The following is a 14,002-nucleotide window of genomic DNA, read 5'->3' as shown; positions in this document are numbered from 1 at the left end:
TATTAAGCCCTCGCACTTAAGGCGATGACGGGGGTGAGATTGGCGGCACGCTTTGCTGGGAAATAAGCGGCCAGCAGTGCAAACAACGTAGTGACGAGCAGTGACCAGCCTAGAGCCGGCACAGTGATGACTGGTTCGCCGAGCCAATCAGGTAAGCCGATGTAATTCAGTAATAGCACCACCAGATAGGAGAGGAGCATTCCGAACACTGCACCTAATGCCACTAGCAACCCACCTTCTAAAATAAACTGGCGCAAAATGATCTTCGGTGTTGCGCCAATGGCTAAACGCACACCAATTTCCCGCGTTCTTTCCGTGACAGAAAGGAACATGATATTGGCGACGCCCAAAGCGCCGACCGCAAGCGTCATCGCTCCACTTGCCCCTAAAAATAGTTGTATACCTCGAAACAAGGCATTGAAAAATTGAGCGCCGCTGCTGAAGTCAGGTAGGTTTATGGCCTCAGTATCGCTCGGATCAAAATGTTTCTGTTTGGCGAAGAAAGAGAGGATGTTCATGCGCAATACCGCTGCTGGTATCCCTGCGGCGGGTTGCACAAGGAAAAATTCAGGCTCACTTTGCCAAAGATCAGTAAAAGCGCTGCTTGGGATCATCACTTGGCTGTTTTCATTGTTTATAGAAATGCCCCCTTCTTGCTGCTGAGTAATACCGACAACCGAGAAGGGAATGGTATTGACTTTGATCGTATCACCAATAGATAGCTGACCAACTTGTGCCAACTGCCAACCAACCACCGCAATTCGGGAATGGTTTTTCTGATCGCTGGCGTGAATGCCGCGTGACCCCGCGGTCAGTTGCAAGTTGCGCAATGCTAAAAATTGAGAGTCGATCCCGCTGACGTAACCGGGAAGCATTCGGCCTTTTACATTCGTCACTTTAGCATCCCATTTTCCGTAGATAACTGATAATGCGCTGATGTTTGGGTGCTGTGCCAAAGCGCGCATTTCCGGCTCTGAAAGGGTAATCGCTCGTCTTGCCGCAAGGCCTTGCCAAGGTTTGGTGGTTTGACTGGGGAAAGCCATTTGTGTATCGCTCATTAACAGCGCGAAAGATTGTGTATTGACGCGATAAAATCCTTCACCTAAGGCAACGAGCACTAAAACAGAAACAATACCCCAAACGATAGCAATGACCGCGAGGGCGCTGCGTAGCCGATGGGCAAGCAGCGTTTGCACGACTTGCTGTAGGCTTGAGATCATGAGTGCAGAGCCTGAGAGAGCGAAGCGATCACGTCATCATCTAACTGCCCAGCAGCTTGCAGCAGGCCAATCCGCTGCTTCCAATATTGGTACAATCGCCGTTGTAGACTGTTTTTACTGTTAAACAGAGCGTTATGGGCGTCAATCAAATCAGAAGCTTCAGTCATTCCTGACTCATAAACGGTTTGTTTACTTTTTAAAGCTTGCTCTCTTGAGCTGACTTGTAACTGAGCCATCTCCACTTGTCGCCAATCCAGATGGATTTGGTTAAAGCCACTTTGAATTTTGCGTTTAATCTCGATATCTACCTTGCGCAGTACTTGCTTGGCGCTTAAGACTTGCAGCGCAGCCTGATCGACCGTGGCGCGCGTGGAACCATTCAAATCCAACGGAATTTTTAAGCTTAAACCTGCACTGAGATCTCCATCTCGACCCTGATCATTGTCTTGGTAAGAAACACTGCCAGATAAGGTGGGATAATATTTGGCTTTGGCTGCATCTCGGCCAAATTCAGAAGCGGCGACTTCCTGCTGGGCAGCCAATAACTCAGGGCTGTTATTCTGCGCAAGCTTTAACCATTCAGTTTCGCTGCTGACCTGCATTGGCGGTTCAATGAGGTCGGTCGTTTTAATTTGGTCAATGTGCTGTGGGTCTTGATTGATGAGCGCGATAAGGGCTGACTTTTTCTCTTCTAGAGCGGCTTGCGCACTGAGTATATCGGCTTGCTCATCGACGTGGTTAGCACGCATGTCTTCCAATGCCGTTGATCGAATTTTTCCTGCTTTGTAGCGCTGCTCGGTAATCTTCAGCAGTTTTGCACCTTCTACGAACTTTTGCTCAGCAAGTTGTAGATCGCCTTGTGCGCTGGCGAGATCGAGATAGGCATACAGTAATGTTGCAGCCAGCTCATTATGTGCAGTCTTCACTTTTAATTGTGATGCCACATAGCTTGCTTGAGATTGGTCGAGCTGTGCCCAATTAGCGCTATCCCAAATGGTTTGGCTTAATGTGGCACCATAGCCTTTAGTGTTGTTGCCATCGTCATCCCATGAGGTATCCGCGCTGAGGCTAAAAGAAGGCAGCAAGGCACTTTTGGTACTTCGGACCTCTGTTTCACTGATTTGAGATTGTATCTGCGCTTGTGAATAAGTAGGATCAAAAGCTTTGGCGGCTTGCCAAGCTTGTTCAATAGTGATGGCGTGAGCTGAAAAAGTCACCGCGCCACAGAACGTCATTAGCGCGGCTGCTAGCGCATTACGTTGAAAAGGGCGCTTAGTGGTCATCTTTGCCTCCGAATAAACTGTTGTCGATGATCACATCGTCCGCTGATAAACCCGCAATCACTTCCACATTAATGCCATCGGACAAACCTAAGGTTACGGCGCGCACTTGGTAACCTTGTTCTGACTGATCTGGAATCAAGACTTCAGGTTTTTCACCGCTAAATCGTAATGCGCGTTCTGGAATGGTGATGACGTTTTCCACGCTCTTTAATGTAATCTGTGCGGTAGCAGAAAAGCCCGAGCGAATCACCATATTGTCAGGAAAGCGAATCTGGTTAATCTCCACTTCAAATCCATTATCAAAGCTAGTCGTTTTGGTATCACTAGGGTTATTCAACTTATCAGATTGAACCGCAACTTTGCTTAATACGCCGCTGATTTCCGCTTCTGGATACGGTGCTAACGTTAAGTTGACGGCCATCCCTGCGGCGAGTTGCGCCGCATCATGTTCACTGACACTGCCTTTGAAAATCATGTCATTCATATCGGCAATCGACATCATTTCAGTTGCCGCTTGGCTTGAGGCAGTGGAAATGATCGGCTCTCCCACTTCCACTTTTAGGTTTAAAATGGTGCCATCAATGGGGGCGACGAGTGTGGACGTGAGTTTCGAATCGCCAACCGATGCTTCACCGCTGCGGATCAGCTCAAGGTTCTGCCTTTTTTGTTGCACTTCGGCTTGTTTTGATTTCAGCTCTGATTTTGCTTGGATTAGCTCACCGTAGTTTTCCGGCACAATCTTTTGTTCAACTAACTGCTGCAAGTTTGCCAGCGTCTGTTTGGCGGAATCTAAGCTCGCCTCACTTTGCATTAAAGCGGTGGTTGCGTCGGTTAACGCTTGCGGTGTTGGATTTGGACGCACTTTGATCAAAGGCGTGCCCAAGGTAACTTGTTCACCGACCCGATGATAAATTTCACCGACAATCCCCTCAATTTGCGATTTTATAGATACCGAGTGAGCTGGCACGATTTGGCCAACAGCGATTGCCTGTTTGGCAATATTTCCCTGTTCGACCGTCAGAGTGGGGAAAGCCGAGAGAGATTCATTGCTATTGGTAGTTAGGTAATAGCCCCCGCTGATTAAGGCGGCGCTAATTACCGCGATGGCCCAACGCTTTTTCATGAACAATTCCATATCTAAGGAGAAAATAAACAATGGTGGTATGACTTGAGTGTCATCAGAAGGTTCCTTCATGCTATAGAAGTAGCGCATAAAAACCTGTATTGATTTGTCATGATAATGTCAGCTAGAAATAGCAAACAGCATGCAGTTGTCTGTTCTGATGAAAAGGGCGATCATTGACCGCCCTGATGGTAATAGTAGAAATGAGGTGTAGCGTAGAAGGGATCCGAGAGGAATTTAGCGTTTATTACGCAAATAACGTTTACGACGCTCTACTTTTTTGGCTGCTTTTTCCTCGGCTTCTCTGGCCGCTCGTTCTTCCACTTCCACTAACTCTTTGGTGATCATTTCAGGGCGTTCAAGAGTAATTTGGCCCAGAATACCTTGGCGCAATTCATGCAGTAGGATTTCCGAAGCTTTGTGCAGATCAATACGGCCACCGGGGCGCAGAGCACCACGTTTGCGGCCAATTTCTTCCATCCATTCCACGTCAGATTGAGGTAGCTCATCGATTTGATAACGCTCTTGCAAACGCTCAGGATAAGCTTGCGCTAAATACTCAACAGTATAAAAGGCTACATCCTCATATTCCATTGCAGTATCTTTTACTGCCCCCGTTGCGGCTAGGCGAAAACCACTGTGTGGGTTTTCCACTTTAGGCCATAAAATTCCCGGAGTATCGGACAGCACAATGCCATTTTGCAAATTGATACGTTGTTGGCGGCGCGTAACGGCGGGTTGGTTACCTGTTTGAGCCACAGCGCGACCAGCTAACGTATTGATGATGGTTGATTTGCCTACGTTCGGGATGCCCATGATCATGGTGCGAATATTTTTCCCCACTTCTTCACGATGTGGTGCCAACTTACGGCAAAGCTCCATGATTTTATGCACTTCTTGAGGGTTAGACGTGGTTACCGCCATTGCTTTCACCCCTTGTTCTTTCTCAAAATGGTCGATCCACAATTGCGTCATTTCAGGGTCTGCTAGGTCACGTTTATTGAGTACCTTCACACACGGTTTATTACCACGCAAATGGGAGATAAGTGGATTCTCGCTGCTAAACGGGATACGAGCGTCCAACACTTCGATAATCACATCAACTTGCGGAATGACCTCTTCGATCTCCTTACGTGCTTTATGCATGTGTCCCGGAAACCATTGAATTGTGTTGTTAACCATTTGAAAACTGCCTTTTAATGTAAAAATTCTGCTGGTGGAGGAAGAGAGTTTTTATTGATGTTTATGAGAATCATCAACAAGGTTTACTGATAACCACCGCAGTTTTAGATGTGATGATGTTAACATTTAATTGGCGAGGCTGGAATCTAAGCTGTGCGGTGAACTTTACGTGTTCTGTCAATGATGAGATGGCTTAGGATTGACGACGCTCGTGCAGTTACATCTCTTGTCGGTGAGAGAGCACTGAACCGAGCAAAAATTCGGTCAGATCGTGCTTGGTTAAGCAAGTTTTTGCCCAGCGGAGCAATTTATTGCTCAAGTAGTCAAAAGCCAAAGTTAACCTATTGAAATATAATAATTTAACACTGGCATTGCTTTTGCTTAGTGAGGCATTACATTATGCGATGCGATTCACGAAAAAGGACCAAACCATGCCAGCCGCTCTTCGAACCATTTCTTACCAAGCGTTATTAAACGCAGAGCAAGCCCATATGCCAGCCGTAAGATTATGCTCTACGCAGGGGAAACCGTCATGATCCTCTCTTGGTTTCAACAGCAGCCAAATCATCGCTATTGGTTAGTTGATCGCAAGCTTCATAAGCAGGCCTTACAGCAAAATGGGGGCTTTGGATTTGAAGAAGCCGTGCCTCTGTTTTATGGTGCAATGTTTACTGAGGTGATGGCACTCTCTCCATGGTTAATCCCTGTTTCTGAATCGGTATTATCGCTCCCTGAAGCGTTACTTGAACAGGGTATTGGGCTGTCAAGTCATGCCGTGGGTGATGAAGTTTTGCAGCATCTTCGCAGTTTATTAATTGCCGGATTAGAGGGCGAGGAAGTGATGTTTCGCTTTTACGATAGGTCGGTCATTATTGCTATGTTAGCGCGAATGGACCAATCAGAAGTGAACCAGTTTTTGGGCAATATCAATCAATTGGCTGCATTAGGTGATGGAGAACAAGGCCACGATCGAGATCAAGGCCACTTAGTCACGTTTAACAACACCTCGCACGCGCCATTTAATGCTCAGCAAGGCTCTTGGTGGGTAATAAAAGCGCATCATCTTGATAAACAAGAGAACTTACCTTTGTTAAAAGCTAACCTTGAATCTTGGTTATGGCAGCATTTCCCCAAGGCAATGGACCAGCACTTAACCCAAGGGCGTGATATCGCTTCCATGCTCACACCGTTTCTCTCTGCTGCTGAGCAAACCTTAACGTATCGTGTGATGAGCGCGGCCATCGCGGCGATCATGGGCAACGAATACTTGGCTCAGCCTAGCATGATAGAACTGATCAAAGACAATCAAAATGAAGAGATTAAATACGCTCTGCATGCCTTAAGTCGCCAATTACAACATGAGGAATAATCATGGATTCATTTAACCATTGCGTGCAGTGCAACCCCGAGAAAAACTGGTTGGAACTGGAGTTCATGAGTGAAAACGATGAACCGATTGATGGCCTTGCCGTCACTATTACGAACAAAATTACCTCCAACACACACACGCAAACCACCAGCGCCGGTAAAGTATTATTTGCAAATATTGCCGCAGGTGAATGGCGCGCTTCCGTCAGCCAAGCCTCTTTGTTAAGCGAAGTCGAAAAGTACGCCAGCCGTAAAGAAGGGCAAGAGTCGCCAGTGAAAACCCGCGCATCGGCAGAGCGTGATGCTGCTGAGCAAAGCCCGAAACGGTATCACAGCACTACCATAGGTGATTTTTGGGATGAAGCCCCTCAAGATGAGTTTTTGCAAGAGCATCATAAAGGGATAGATACCAATGCCTCTGCGGAAAAAGCAGGGTTCAGCCTTAGCCACAACCAAAGTTACGTTTTTGAAATCAAAGCACTGCGCAGTTATATGCCAGTAATTATTGATACAGATGAATTTAGTTTGGTGAATAGTTATACCTTTGCGTTGTTGTCCAAATTGGCTTATGCGACAGATAAGGCCAATTTAGATGATAAAGTTACGTCGGCTAATGACGGATCAATTAAAGCGGTCATTCGGACATTGAAACAGAAAATTAAGCCAACACATGCCGCTGATATGTCCGTTAACTGGTTAGTTGAAGAGGTTCCCTATAGCCAAGCCCTCGATTTTACATACTACGCACAAAAGGAGGTTGGTGCTGAGGGATATATTTTATTTAACCACAACACTGTCATTGTTGGAGTTAGGGGGACAGAGCCTTATATTTCTAATGGTGAACCTTCAAATTCTGGTAGTACATGGGAAATTGTGAAAAATATTGATGGCTTTGGGGCGGTTGTCAATGCTATCCCTGCGGTGCAGAAGATTACAGACTCCTCTTTAATCAAAGATATGGTTGGAACCAATATCGATGCAGCGCAAGTTTCTATAGAAGAATTTGGGGGAACCTATGTTCATCAGGGGTTTTATCGATATGCGCTAACATTATGGAAACTGATAGAAGAACATCTCAACATACACAAGGATAAAAGTTTTTATATCTGTGGTCATAGTTTAGGTGGTGCTGGCGCACTTATTCTAAGTGCATTAATTAAACAGGCTTATAATTCCAATTCTTTACGCCTATATACCTACGGAATGCCGCGGACGGGAACACATAGTTTTGTATCTCGCTACAAAGATATTACGCACTATCGACATGTGAATAATCATGATTTGGTACCTCAAGTTCCTTGGAAGTGGGTCAATACTGCGGATACAGAAGACAACCTTTATGTTGCTATATTAAAAATGTTTCATGTACGAGGTGCAAAAACGGTTGAAAAAATCTTTGAGACGACAGATGGCGATGATGATAATTACCACCACCACGGCGAACTTACGCAGCTATTAACTTATGAAAAACCTTCTGAGCAAGTACTACTAAGCCCACGTCAAACACATATGCCCATATTAGATGCTATTAGTGCAGCCGATAATGATTCCTTTCCACTACTAGACAAAATTAATAATAATGTGTCTCTGTCAGAACAGGTGAATGAGCATGGTATGGCTGAGTACATTCCAAATTTAGCTAAACTTTTACATTTATTACTTCATGTGCCATTAAAAGAACATTACTTACAAGCGATCAGCTTTCTGGATGAACAGAAAAAAACTTTATCAAACGAACTGATGGATGTAAAAAATCAGCAAGCAGAAATGTCCGGAACATGGCAGTATTCTGATGTAAATAAAGCTAAGTACCTTTACTTAAAAAGAAGGCAAACGCTAACGGAAAATATGCTTACAAGATATCGTAAAATTAAATCTGAACTCTCGCAAATAATGAATAACCCTCAAGTAATGCCTACCGAGAAGTTATTGGTGGCAAATAAATCTTTACCTGATTTTATCAAGGAACAAATATGAAAAAGAGAAAGTTAATATTAATAATGATTGTGGTGATGGTAATTTTTTTATCCTTTATCCTTTATCCTTCATTTAAAACTTTCTTCGTGAATAATGATGAAATCTGGGGTAATGAACCAGATGAACCTTATATCACTATTACAGGGAAGAAACCAACCGATGCTCAAGTAGTTGCTTGGGCTGCATATTGGGTCACCGGTGATGAATGTAAAACCTATTCTTATGATATGTTTGGCCGTAAAGCGCATCAGGGAGGGAAAATTGATAAAAAATATACCTATGATTTTTCAGACGATCCGAGCCGATATGAATTGCGTTTACCTTATAAATCAGTAGTAGATAGTAATCAGTGTACGGTTGCCTTAAGAGATGTTTCTATTCATGTGTACAACAATTTTGATGAAAATGGTTTTGCTGAATTGCGAATTTATTCTCCAACAAATAGCTATGATAAGGTGATTGATATTAATTCAATCGTACAAGCAAAGGAATGTAATGCCAAAATTTGGCAATGGGCAAGCAAAGATAGATGGTCAGGAGCTATGACTTGTTTTTATTTCGTAAATGATATAATTAAAACCAAGGAACCAGAATCAAACGCCTACACCGTCTACTACGATTTCTCGAAATTTAATAACGACACAGTGATTCATTACGATATTTTAGCCGGTGAGAATTACCGCTCTGAGCCGTTAGTGCAAGAACAAGTCGCTGTAGCGCAATAATTAGGCATAATGAATGTATTCAATGATCACCTGATTACCTTCTATAGAAACATGCTGGATATCACCATCAACACTTATTCGGTTTTTTAAACAGATCGCTTTTACCTCGCTGGTGGCGGTCTGTTTCAAACTCGGTAGTACCCTGTGCGGCTCAATATGTAGATGACGACAGAATTGACTGATAAACGTCATCGATAAAGAGCTATCCCCTCGTAAAAGATGTGAGAACTCAAGTTGAGTAAGGTTAAGTCGCTTAGCCATCTCCATCTGAGTCAAATGCATTTTAGCCTTTTGTGACATCCATACATTGTATAAGGCTTGGCGATCCTCTTCGCTAAACACCATAGTCCATCCTCTTTTTGTTATCACCTTTATTTGTGGTGTGCAGAGTGACAAAAACGAGTTGAGGTAGTGTCAATGAGAGGTTAAGGCCAGTTTAAATTTTTAATCAATTTCCCTACCAAAACTCTTTCTTGCTCTCGGATTCTTCCTGTTTGATATCGAGCCACCGTCTCAAAAAATGTAAAGCGTGATTCAGTAGCGCTTACAGCCTGCTTTATGGGTTTTTATACTGAAAGCAGGCTTGTGATATTTCTATTTTTTCTTTTGGTTTGAAAATTAGTGCGTGGCTCTGATTAAACTGCTTTAAGGATTGTCTGTAGTTATTTTAATCATGACACTGATGAGTTGTGGCGTTTTTACGGTCAGATAATACCTGTCGAATACGGCCTAATAAAAGCTTATTGTATTTAATGTCTATAAAATACAATAAGTTATGTTTTGCTTGGGTTTTGGGGTTATTGATTTTTAGTGTTTAAAGTCGCTCAGGAATGGGTGATGCCTCTTGGTTGTTAATTCGTGTTCATCCCTTGTTATTTCGTTGTTATTGTTTTCGTTGTGAAAATTATTTCGTGATCATCGTCATTAAAATGAAAGCCAATTCTTTTAATTTGAAATGTAAAGTGGAAGTATAAATACGTACTTTGACACTAAGCCAATAACAACAATGAGGTTTGATTATGGAATGGATAATTCACGGAGCGGAATGGTTTATCGGACTATTTCAAAAAGGAGGAGAGGTGTTTACGGGGATGGTAACCGGTATTTTACCTTTACTAATTGCACTGCTGGTGGCGATGAATGCGCTTATCCGATTGGTGGGTCAAGAACGAGTGGAGAAACTGGCACAGAGTAGTGCTGGCAATCCGATCTCTCGCTATTTGATATTGCCAGTTATCGGCACCTTCATTTTCTGTAACCCGATGACATTGAGTCTCGGTCGTTTTTTACCTGAACGTTATAAACCTTCCTATTACGCGGCGGCTTCATATAGCTGTCACTCGATGAATGGTTTGTTTCCGCACATTAACCCTGGTGAGTTGTTTGTCTATCTAGGTATTGCTAGTGGCCTGACAACGCTCGGTCTGCCGCTTGGACCTCTTGCGGTTAGCTATTTGTTGGTTGGTATGGTGACTAATTTCTTCCGTGGGTGGGTCACTGACTTCACTACAACTATTGTTGAACGTCAACAGGGTGTTCAGTTAGAGCGTCAGGTTCACGTAGGTTAATGGGGCAATAAAAATGACGAAAGTATTACGTATACAGAAAGGTAGTGGCGGTTGGGGTGGCCCATTGGAGTTGCCGATCGAAGCCGATAAAAAGGTGTTTTACATTACGGGTGGTACTCGCCCTGCAATTGTCGACCGTATTGTTGAGCTTACCGGTTATGAAGCGGTTGATGGTTTTAAAACTAGTGTGCCCGATGAAGACATTGGCGTAGCGGTCATCGACTGTGGTGGAACATTGCGCTGCGGTTTGTATCCAAAAAAACGGATACCGACAGTTAATATTCACGCTACGGGTAAAAGCGGACCATTGGCTGAATTCATCACCGAAGATATTTATGTATCGGGTGTGCGTGAGCGTGACATTCAGCTAGTAGGCAGCGAGGGGGGATCAATGCAACCACCACTAAGAGATGAACTCTCGAACGAGAATTTGGCGACAAACAAATACGATACGAGTAAAAAACTAACTCAGCAAAGTGACAGCTTGTTGGCTCGGATCGGCATTGGGATGGGTTCGGTGATGGCGACCTTCTACCAAGCTGGGCGTGAAGCCATTGACACCATTTTGAAAACGATTTTGCCTTTTATGGCATTCGTCTCCATGCTGATTGGGGTGATCATTGCCTCTGGTTTGGGTGATGTGATCGCGCATGTATTGACGCCTTTGGCGCAAAATCCACTAGGGTTAGTAACGCTCGCGTTGATCTGCTCGTTCCCGTTGCTTTCTCCATTCCTTGGCCCCGGTGCGGTTATCGCTCAAGTTATTGGTGTATTAGTCGGCACCCAAATTGGTCTTGGCAATATACCACCACATCTCGCGTTGCCCGCTTTATTTGCCATCAATGCTCAAGCGGCTTGTGATTTCATCCCAGTTGGGTTGGGTATGGCAGAAGCTAAGCCGAGAACCGTTGAAATAGGTGTTCCTTCGGTACTGTATTCACGCTTCCTTACTGGCGCACCTACCGTTCTACTGGCTTGGTTTGTGTCTCTATTTATCTATCAATAGGGGGTGAGCAATGTCGCCACTATATCAAGTCAAGATCGAGAGCATTGGTGAGTTTGCCAATAGTGCGTTGGAAGACGATATGATGATCATCTTCAGTAATATTGCCCCAAAAGATGCGGCAGAGTATTGCTTCATCCACTCGCATGACGCACTCAAGGGGAATATCAAACCCGGTGGTGTGATGCAATTGGGAAGGTATCAGTATCCGATTACAGCGGTTGGTGAGGTGGTCAATCAAAACCTTGCAGAACTTGGGCACATTACCATACGGTTTGATGCCTTAGTTGAAGCTGAATATCCGGGTTGTCTTCATGTCAATGGTGAACGACCTCAGCAAGTGCGCTGCGGTGATGAAATTGTCTTTTTAAATTAATAGTCAGTATGGGTGCTCTATGCCTACGATGGGGCACCCTCTAAGTAAGGTGTAAGTTATGAGTAAAGTTGCGTTAGTGGTTGGTGGTGGTCAGACTCTAGGTGAATTTCTGTGCTTAGGTTTGGCTAATGAAGGTTACCGAGTTGCGGTCGCCGATTTAAATGGTTGCAGTGCTGAAAAGGTGGCTAATAAAATTAATCAAGAATACGGCCAGGCTACAGCACTGGGTGTGGAGGTAGATGCCACCAAAGAGCAAAGTGTAGTGAATATGGTTAGGCAAATAGATGAATTTTTTGGACGGATTGATCTGCTGGTTTACAGCGCTGGTGTGGCTCAGGCTGGCAAGATTGACGGTTTCCCACTGACTGCTTGGCAGCTATCGATTGACGTAAACCTAACGGGGTATTTCCTCTGTGCACGAGAAGTATCAAAAGTAATGATTCGTGAACAACGTGGTGGGCGCATTATTCAGATCAACTCAAAGTCGGGTAAAGTCGGTTCAAAGCATAACAGTGGTTACTCAGCGGCCAAATTTGGTGGGGTTGGCCTGACTCAGTCACTTGCGTTAGATTTAGCGGAACACAAAATCACGGTGCATTCTTTGATGTTGGGTAACTTGTTGAAAAGCCCTATGTTCCAATCACTGCTACCTCAGTATGCGAAAAAATTGGGTGTACCGGAATCAGAGGTTGAACAGATTTATATCGATAAAGTGCCACTTAAGGCAGGATGTGAATATCAGGATGTTCTCAATGTACTGAAGTTTTACGCCAGCGATGAAGCCGCCTATTGTACTGGTCAATCGATCAATATCACGGGTGGTCAGGTAATGTTCTAATCCATCCCCCATGGATTAAGCCCTATGCTCCTAGAATAAGGGCAGATTATATTGGGCAGGCGTTATGCTTGCCCCTTTTTGACAAGAGGTATGAGATGGACTCAACAACGGTACTTATTTATTTTGCTGCAGGAGCTTGGATGATACAGATCGTCTTAGGTTATTTGCAGATTCGATCTTTTAATCGGATGCTTCAATCTATGACTCACAAAGGGAAAGTCAAGATAGGCCGCACCCAAAGCCGATGGAAACCGCGTACCGTACTGGTGTTGGTTGAAGATGAAGATCAGCATGTTGTAGATGCCCAAGTGATGAAGGGTATTTCTGTATTTGCTAGACCAAAGACCCTAGATCAACTCATTGGTCAATCACTACCTATCCCTGAATCACTCATATTTCAACTGGATTCTAATGTTCAAGAAGCGTTAAACGTCGCAATTTCTAGGCAGTAATGAAAGAATGTTCCCCCTTTTACTTTTAAGTTGAAAGGGAACTGTTATAAACTGCTATCAGTTTAATAATGAAGTTGATGCTATGAATTTAGATAACAGAAGAGCGCAGTTGCTGGATTATCTGCGTGTTAATGGGAAAACGTCAGTGAATGATCTGGCCGATACCTTTGAAACATCAGGAGCTACAATACGCAGTGATTTACGTTCGTTAGAGGAAGAAGGGCTTGTTATTCGCCGTTACGGAGCAGCTGAAGCTTGTATCGCTAATAGCGTCATTTTGGAAGACCGTTCGATGGATGAAAAGCAGACGGTGAACCTTGAACGTAAATGCTTAATCGCTAAAGCCGCTTCACAACTGGTCAAGGATGGGGATTCGATCATTCTGGACTGTGGCAGTACCACACTGCAGATGGTGCCGCATTTTGAACAGGTGATGTCACTGACATTGATGACGAACAGTATTCACATCGTAAACGCAGTAGCGAATTTGGATGCGGAACATACTGTATTGGTTCCGGGCGGAACGTATCGCCGAAAATCAGCGTCTTTCCATGGCACGCTGGCAGAGCAAGCATTTAAACAGTTTTCTTTCGATAAACTCTTTATTGGTGCTGATGGTTTTGACCTCGCGCAGGGAACAACAACCTACAACGAAGCGTATCAAGTCAGCCAGGCGATGTGCCAAGCAGCCAATCAGATCATTGTCGTGACCGATTCAAGTAAGTTTGGCCGTCGTAGTCCTAACGTGGTGGTTCCGCTAGATAAAATCGATATAGTTGTCACAGATAACCTTATCGCAGCAGAGGATCGGACGTATTTGGAAGAGAAAGGTATCCAAGTGATCACCGTTGGCTCCTAAGTCACTCCATAAACCCCATTTATGAAAG

The 14,002-nt window shown here is 44.3% G+C and carries 14 protein-coding genes; 9 read left to right on the top strand and 5 right to left on the bottom strand.

The genetic code is table 11. The features are described from left to right. Positions 1–2 precede the first annotated feature (2 nt). From AACQ75_RS15250 to ylqF, 4 genes are all read right to left on the bottom strand, one after another. Complete coding sequence (locus AACQ75_RS15250) at positions 3–1,220, bottom strand: ABC transporter permease (protein WP_170888974.1); 1,218 nt, start codon at positions 1,218–1,220, stop codon at positions 3–5. Next, complete coding sequence (locus AACQ75_RS15245) at positions 1,217–2,503, bottom strand: TolC family protein (protein WP_170888973.1); 1,287 nt, start codon at positions 2,501–2,503, stop codon at positions 1,217–1,219. The genes AACQ75_RS15250 and AACQ75_RS15245 overlap by 4 nt, the downstream gene beginning before the upstream one ends. Beyond that, on the bottom strand, positions 2,493–3,638 hold the full coding sequence (locus AACQ75_RS15240) for an efflux RND transporter periplasmic adaptor subunit (RefSeq protein WP_013868497.1): 1,146 nt from the start codon (positions 3,636–3,638) through the stop codon (positions 2,493–2,495). Before AACQ75_RS15240 ends, AACQ75_RS15245 begins: the two co-directional genes overlap by 11 nt. Positions 3,639–3,863: 225 nt before the next feature. Beyond that, positions 3,864–4,808 carry a ribosome biogenesis GTPase YlqF gene (gene ylqF, locus AACQ75_RS15235; RefSeq protein WP_013868498.1) on the bottom strand — a complete coding sequence of 315 codons (945 nt, stop codon included), beginning with the start codon at positions 4,806–4,808 and terminating at the stop codon, positions 3,864–3,866. 508 nt (positions 4,809–5,316) lie between these two features. Here ylqF and AACQ75_RS15230 point away from each other — a divergent pair. The 3 genes from AACQ75_RS15230 to AACQ75_RS15220 are packed head-to-tail and all read left to right on the top strand — an operon-like array spanning position 5,317 to position 8,878. Further along, entirely contained in the window at positions 5,317–6,177 is an 861-nt protein-coding gene (locus AACQ75_RS15230; protein ID WP_170888972.1) for a DUF4123 domain-containing protein, read from the top strand. A 2-nt stretch (positions 6,178–6,179) separates the two neighbouring features. Beyond that, entirely contained in the window at positions 6,180–8,153 is a 1,974-nt protein-coding gene (locus AACQ75_RS15225) for a lipase family protein (protein WP_170888971.1), read from the top strand. After that, on the top strand, positions 8,150–8,878 hold the full coding sequence (locus tag AACQ75_RS15220; RefSeq protein ID WP_170888970.1) for a hypothetical protein: 729 nt from the start codon (positions 8,150–8,152) through the stop codon (positions 8,876–8,878). The genes AACQ75_RS15225 and AACQ75_RS15220 overlap by 4 nt, the downstream gene beginning before the upstream one ends. Here AACQ75_RS15220 and AACQ75_RS15215 read toward each other — a convergent pair whose 3' ends face one another. After that, the gene (locus AACQ75_RS15215) at positions 8,879–9,223 is read right to left on the bottom strand and encodes a helix-turn-helix domain-containing protein (protein ID WP_026027796.1); all 345 of its coding nucleotides are present in this window, start codon (positions 9,221–9,223) and stop codon (positions 8,879–8,881) included. It lies immediately after the preceding gene. Between the two features lie 674 nt (positions 9,224–9,897). Here AACQ75_RS15215 and srlA point away from each other — a divergent pair. The 6 genes from srlA to srlR all read left to right on the top strand — a co-directional run bounded on the left by srlA (position 9,898) and on the right by srlR (position 13,974). Next, positions 9,898–10,446 (top strand): PTS glucitol/sorbitol transporter subunit IIC, encoded by a 549-nt coding sequence (srlA, locus tag AACQ75_RS15210; protein WP_212755039.1) that lies wholly within the window; start codon positions 9,898–9,900, stop codon positions 10,444–10,446. Positions 10,447–10,459: 13 nt separating this feature from the next. Next, positions 10,460–11,452, top strand: coding sequence for a PTS glucitol/sorbitol transporter subunit IIB (gene srlE, locus AACQ75_RS15205; protein WP_017046962.1), 993 nt, complete (start codon positions 10,460–10,462; stop codon positions 11,450–11,452). Positions 11,453–11,462: 10 nt separating this feature from the next. Further along, positions 11,463–11,825: a PTS glucitol/sorbitol transporter subunit IIA gene (locus tag AACQ75_RS15200; protein WP_013868507.1), complete on the top strand. Its 363-nt coding sequence runs from the start codon at positions 11,463–11,465 to the stop codon at positions 11,823–11,825. Positions 11,826–11,883: 58 nt separating this feature from the next. Next, positions 11,884–12,663, top strand: coding sequence for a sorbitol-6-phosphate dehydrogenase (srlD, locus tag AACQ75_RS15195; RefSeq protein ID WP_170888969.1), 780 nt, complete (start codon positions 11,884–11,886; stop codon positions 12,661–12,663). A 95-nt stretch (positions 12,664–12,758) separates the two neighbouring features. Continuing rightward, the gene (locus AACQ75_RS15190) at positions 12,759–13,115 is read left to right on the top strand and encodes a transcriptional regulator GutM (protein ID WP_013868509.1); all 357 of its coding nucleotides are present in this window, start codon (positions 12,759–12,761) and stop codon (positions 13,113–13,115) included. Positions 13,116–13,197: 82 nt separating this feature from the next. Beyond that, a complete protein-coding gene (srlR, locus tag AACQ75_RS15185) occupies positions 13,198–13,974 on the top strand; it encodes a glucitol operon DNA-binding transcriptional repressor SrlR (protein ID WP_013868510.1) in 777 nt (258 codons plus the stop codon). Positions 13,975–14,002 lie beyond the last annotated feature (28 nt).

Source organism: Vibrio sp. B1-2 (assembly GCF_963888445.1).
GTDB lineage: Bacteria > Pseudomonadota > Gammaproteobacteria > Enterobacterales > Vibrionaceae > Vibrio > Vibrio anguillarum.
The sequence above is the reverse complement of the archived record's forward strand: the minus strand, read 5'-3'. Positions and strand labels throughout refer to the sequence as shown.

Excerpts from the sequence above, each read along its gene's own strand:
- AACQ75_RS15250 (WP_170888974.1), bottom strand. The coding sequence starts at position 1,220 with ATGATCTCAAGCCTACAGCAAGTCGTGCAAACGCTGCTTGCCCATCGG.
- AACQ75_RS15245 (WP_170888973.1), bottom strand. The coding sequence starts at position 2,503 with ATGACCACTAAGCGCCCTTTTCAACGTAATGCGCTAGCAGCCGCGCTA.
- AACQ75_RS15240 (WP_013868497.1), bottom strand. The coding sequence starts at position 3,638 with ATGGAATTGTTCATGAAAAAGCGTTGGGCCATCGCGGTAATTAGCGCC.
- ylqF (WP_013868498.1), bottom strand. The coding sequence starts at position 4,808 with ATGGTTAACAACACAATTCAATGGTTTCCGGGACACATGCATAAAGCA.
- AACQ75_RS15230 (WP_170888972.1), top strand. The coding sequence starts at position 5,317 with ATGCTCTACGCAGGGGAAACCGTCATGATCCTCTCTTGGTTTCAACAG.
- AACQ75_RS15225 (WP_170888971.1), top strand. The coding sequence starts at position 6,180 with ATGGATTCATTTAACCATTGCGTGCAGTGCAACCCCGAGAAAAACTGG.
- AACQ75_RS15220 (WP_170888970.1), top strand. The coding sequence starts at position 8,150 with ATGAAAAAGAGAAAGTTAATATTAATAATGATTGTGGTGATGGTAATT.
- AACQ75_RS15215 (WP_026027796.1), bottom strand. The coding sequence starts at position 9,223 with ATGGTGTTTAGCGAAGAGGATCGCCAAGCCTTATACAATGTATGGATG.
- srlA (WP_212755039.1), top strand. The coding sequence starts at position 9,898 with ATGGAATGGATAATTCACGGAGCGGAATGGTTTATCGGACTATTTCAA.
- srlE (WP_017046962.1), top strand. The coding sequence starts at position 10,460 with ATGACGAAAGTATTACGTATACAGAAAGGTAGTGGCGGTTGGGGTGGC.
- AACQ75_RS15200 (WP_013868507.1), top strand. The coding sequence starts at position 11,463 with ATGTCGCCACTATATCAAGTCAAGATCGAGAGCATTGGTGAGTTTGCC.
- srlD (WP_170888969.1), top strand. The coding sequence starts at position 11,884 with ATGAGTAAAGTTGCGTTAGTGGTTGGTGGTGGTCAGACTCTAGGTGAA.
- AACQ75_RS15190 (WP_013868509.1), top strand. The coding sequence starts at position 12,759 with ATGGACTCAACAACGGTACTTATTTATTTTGCTGCAGGAGCTTGGATG.
- srlR (WP_013868510.1), top strand. The coding sequence starts at position 13,198 with ATGAATTTAGATAACAGAAGAGCGCAGTTGCTGGATTATCTGCGTGTT.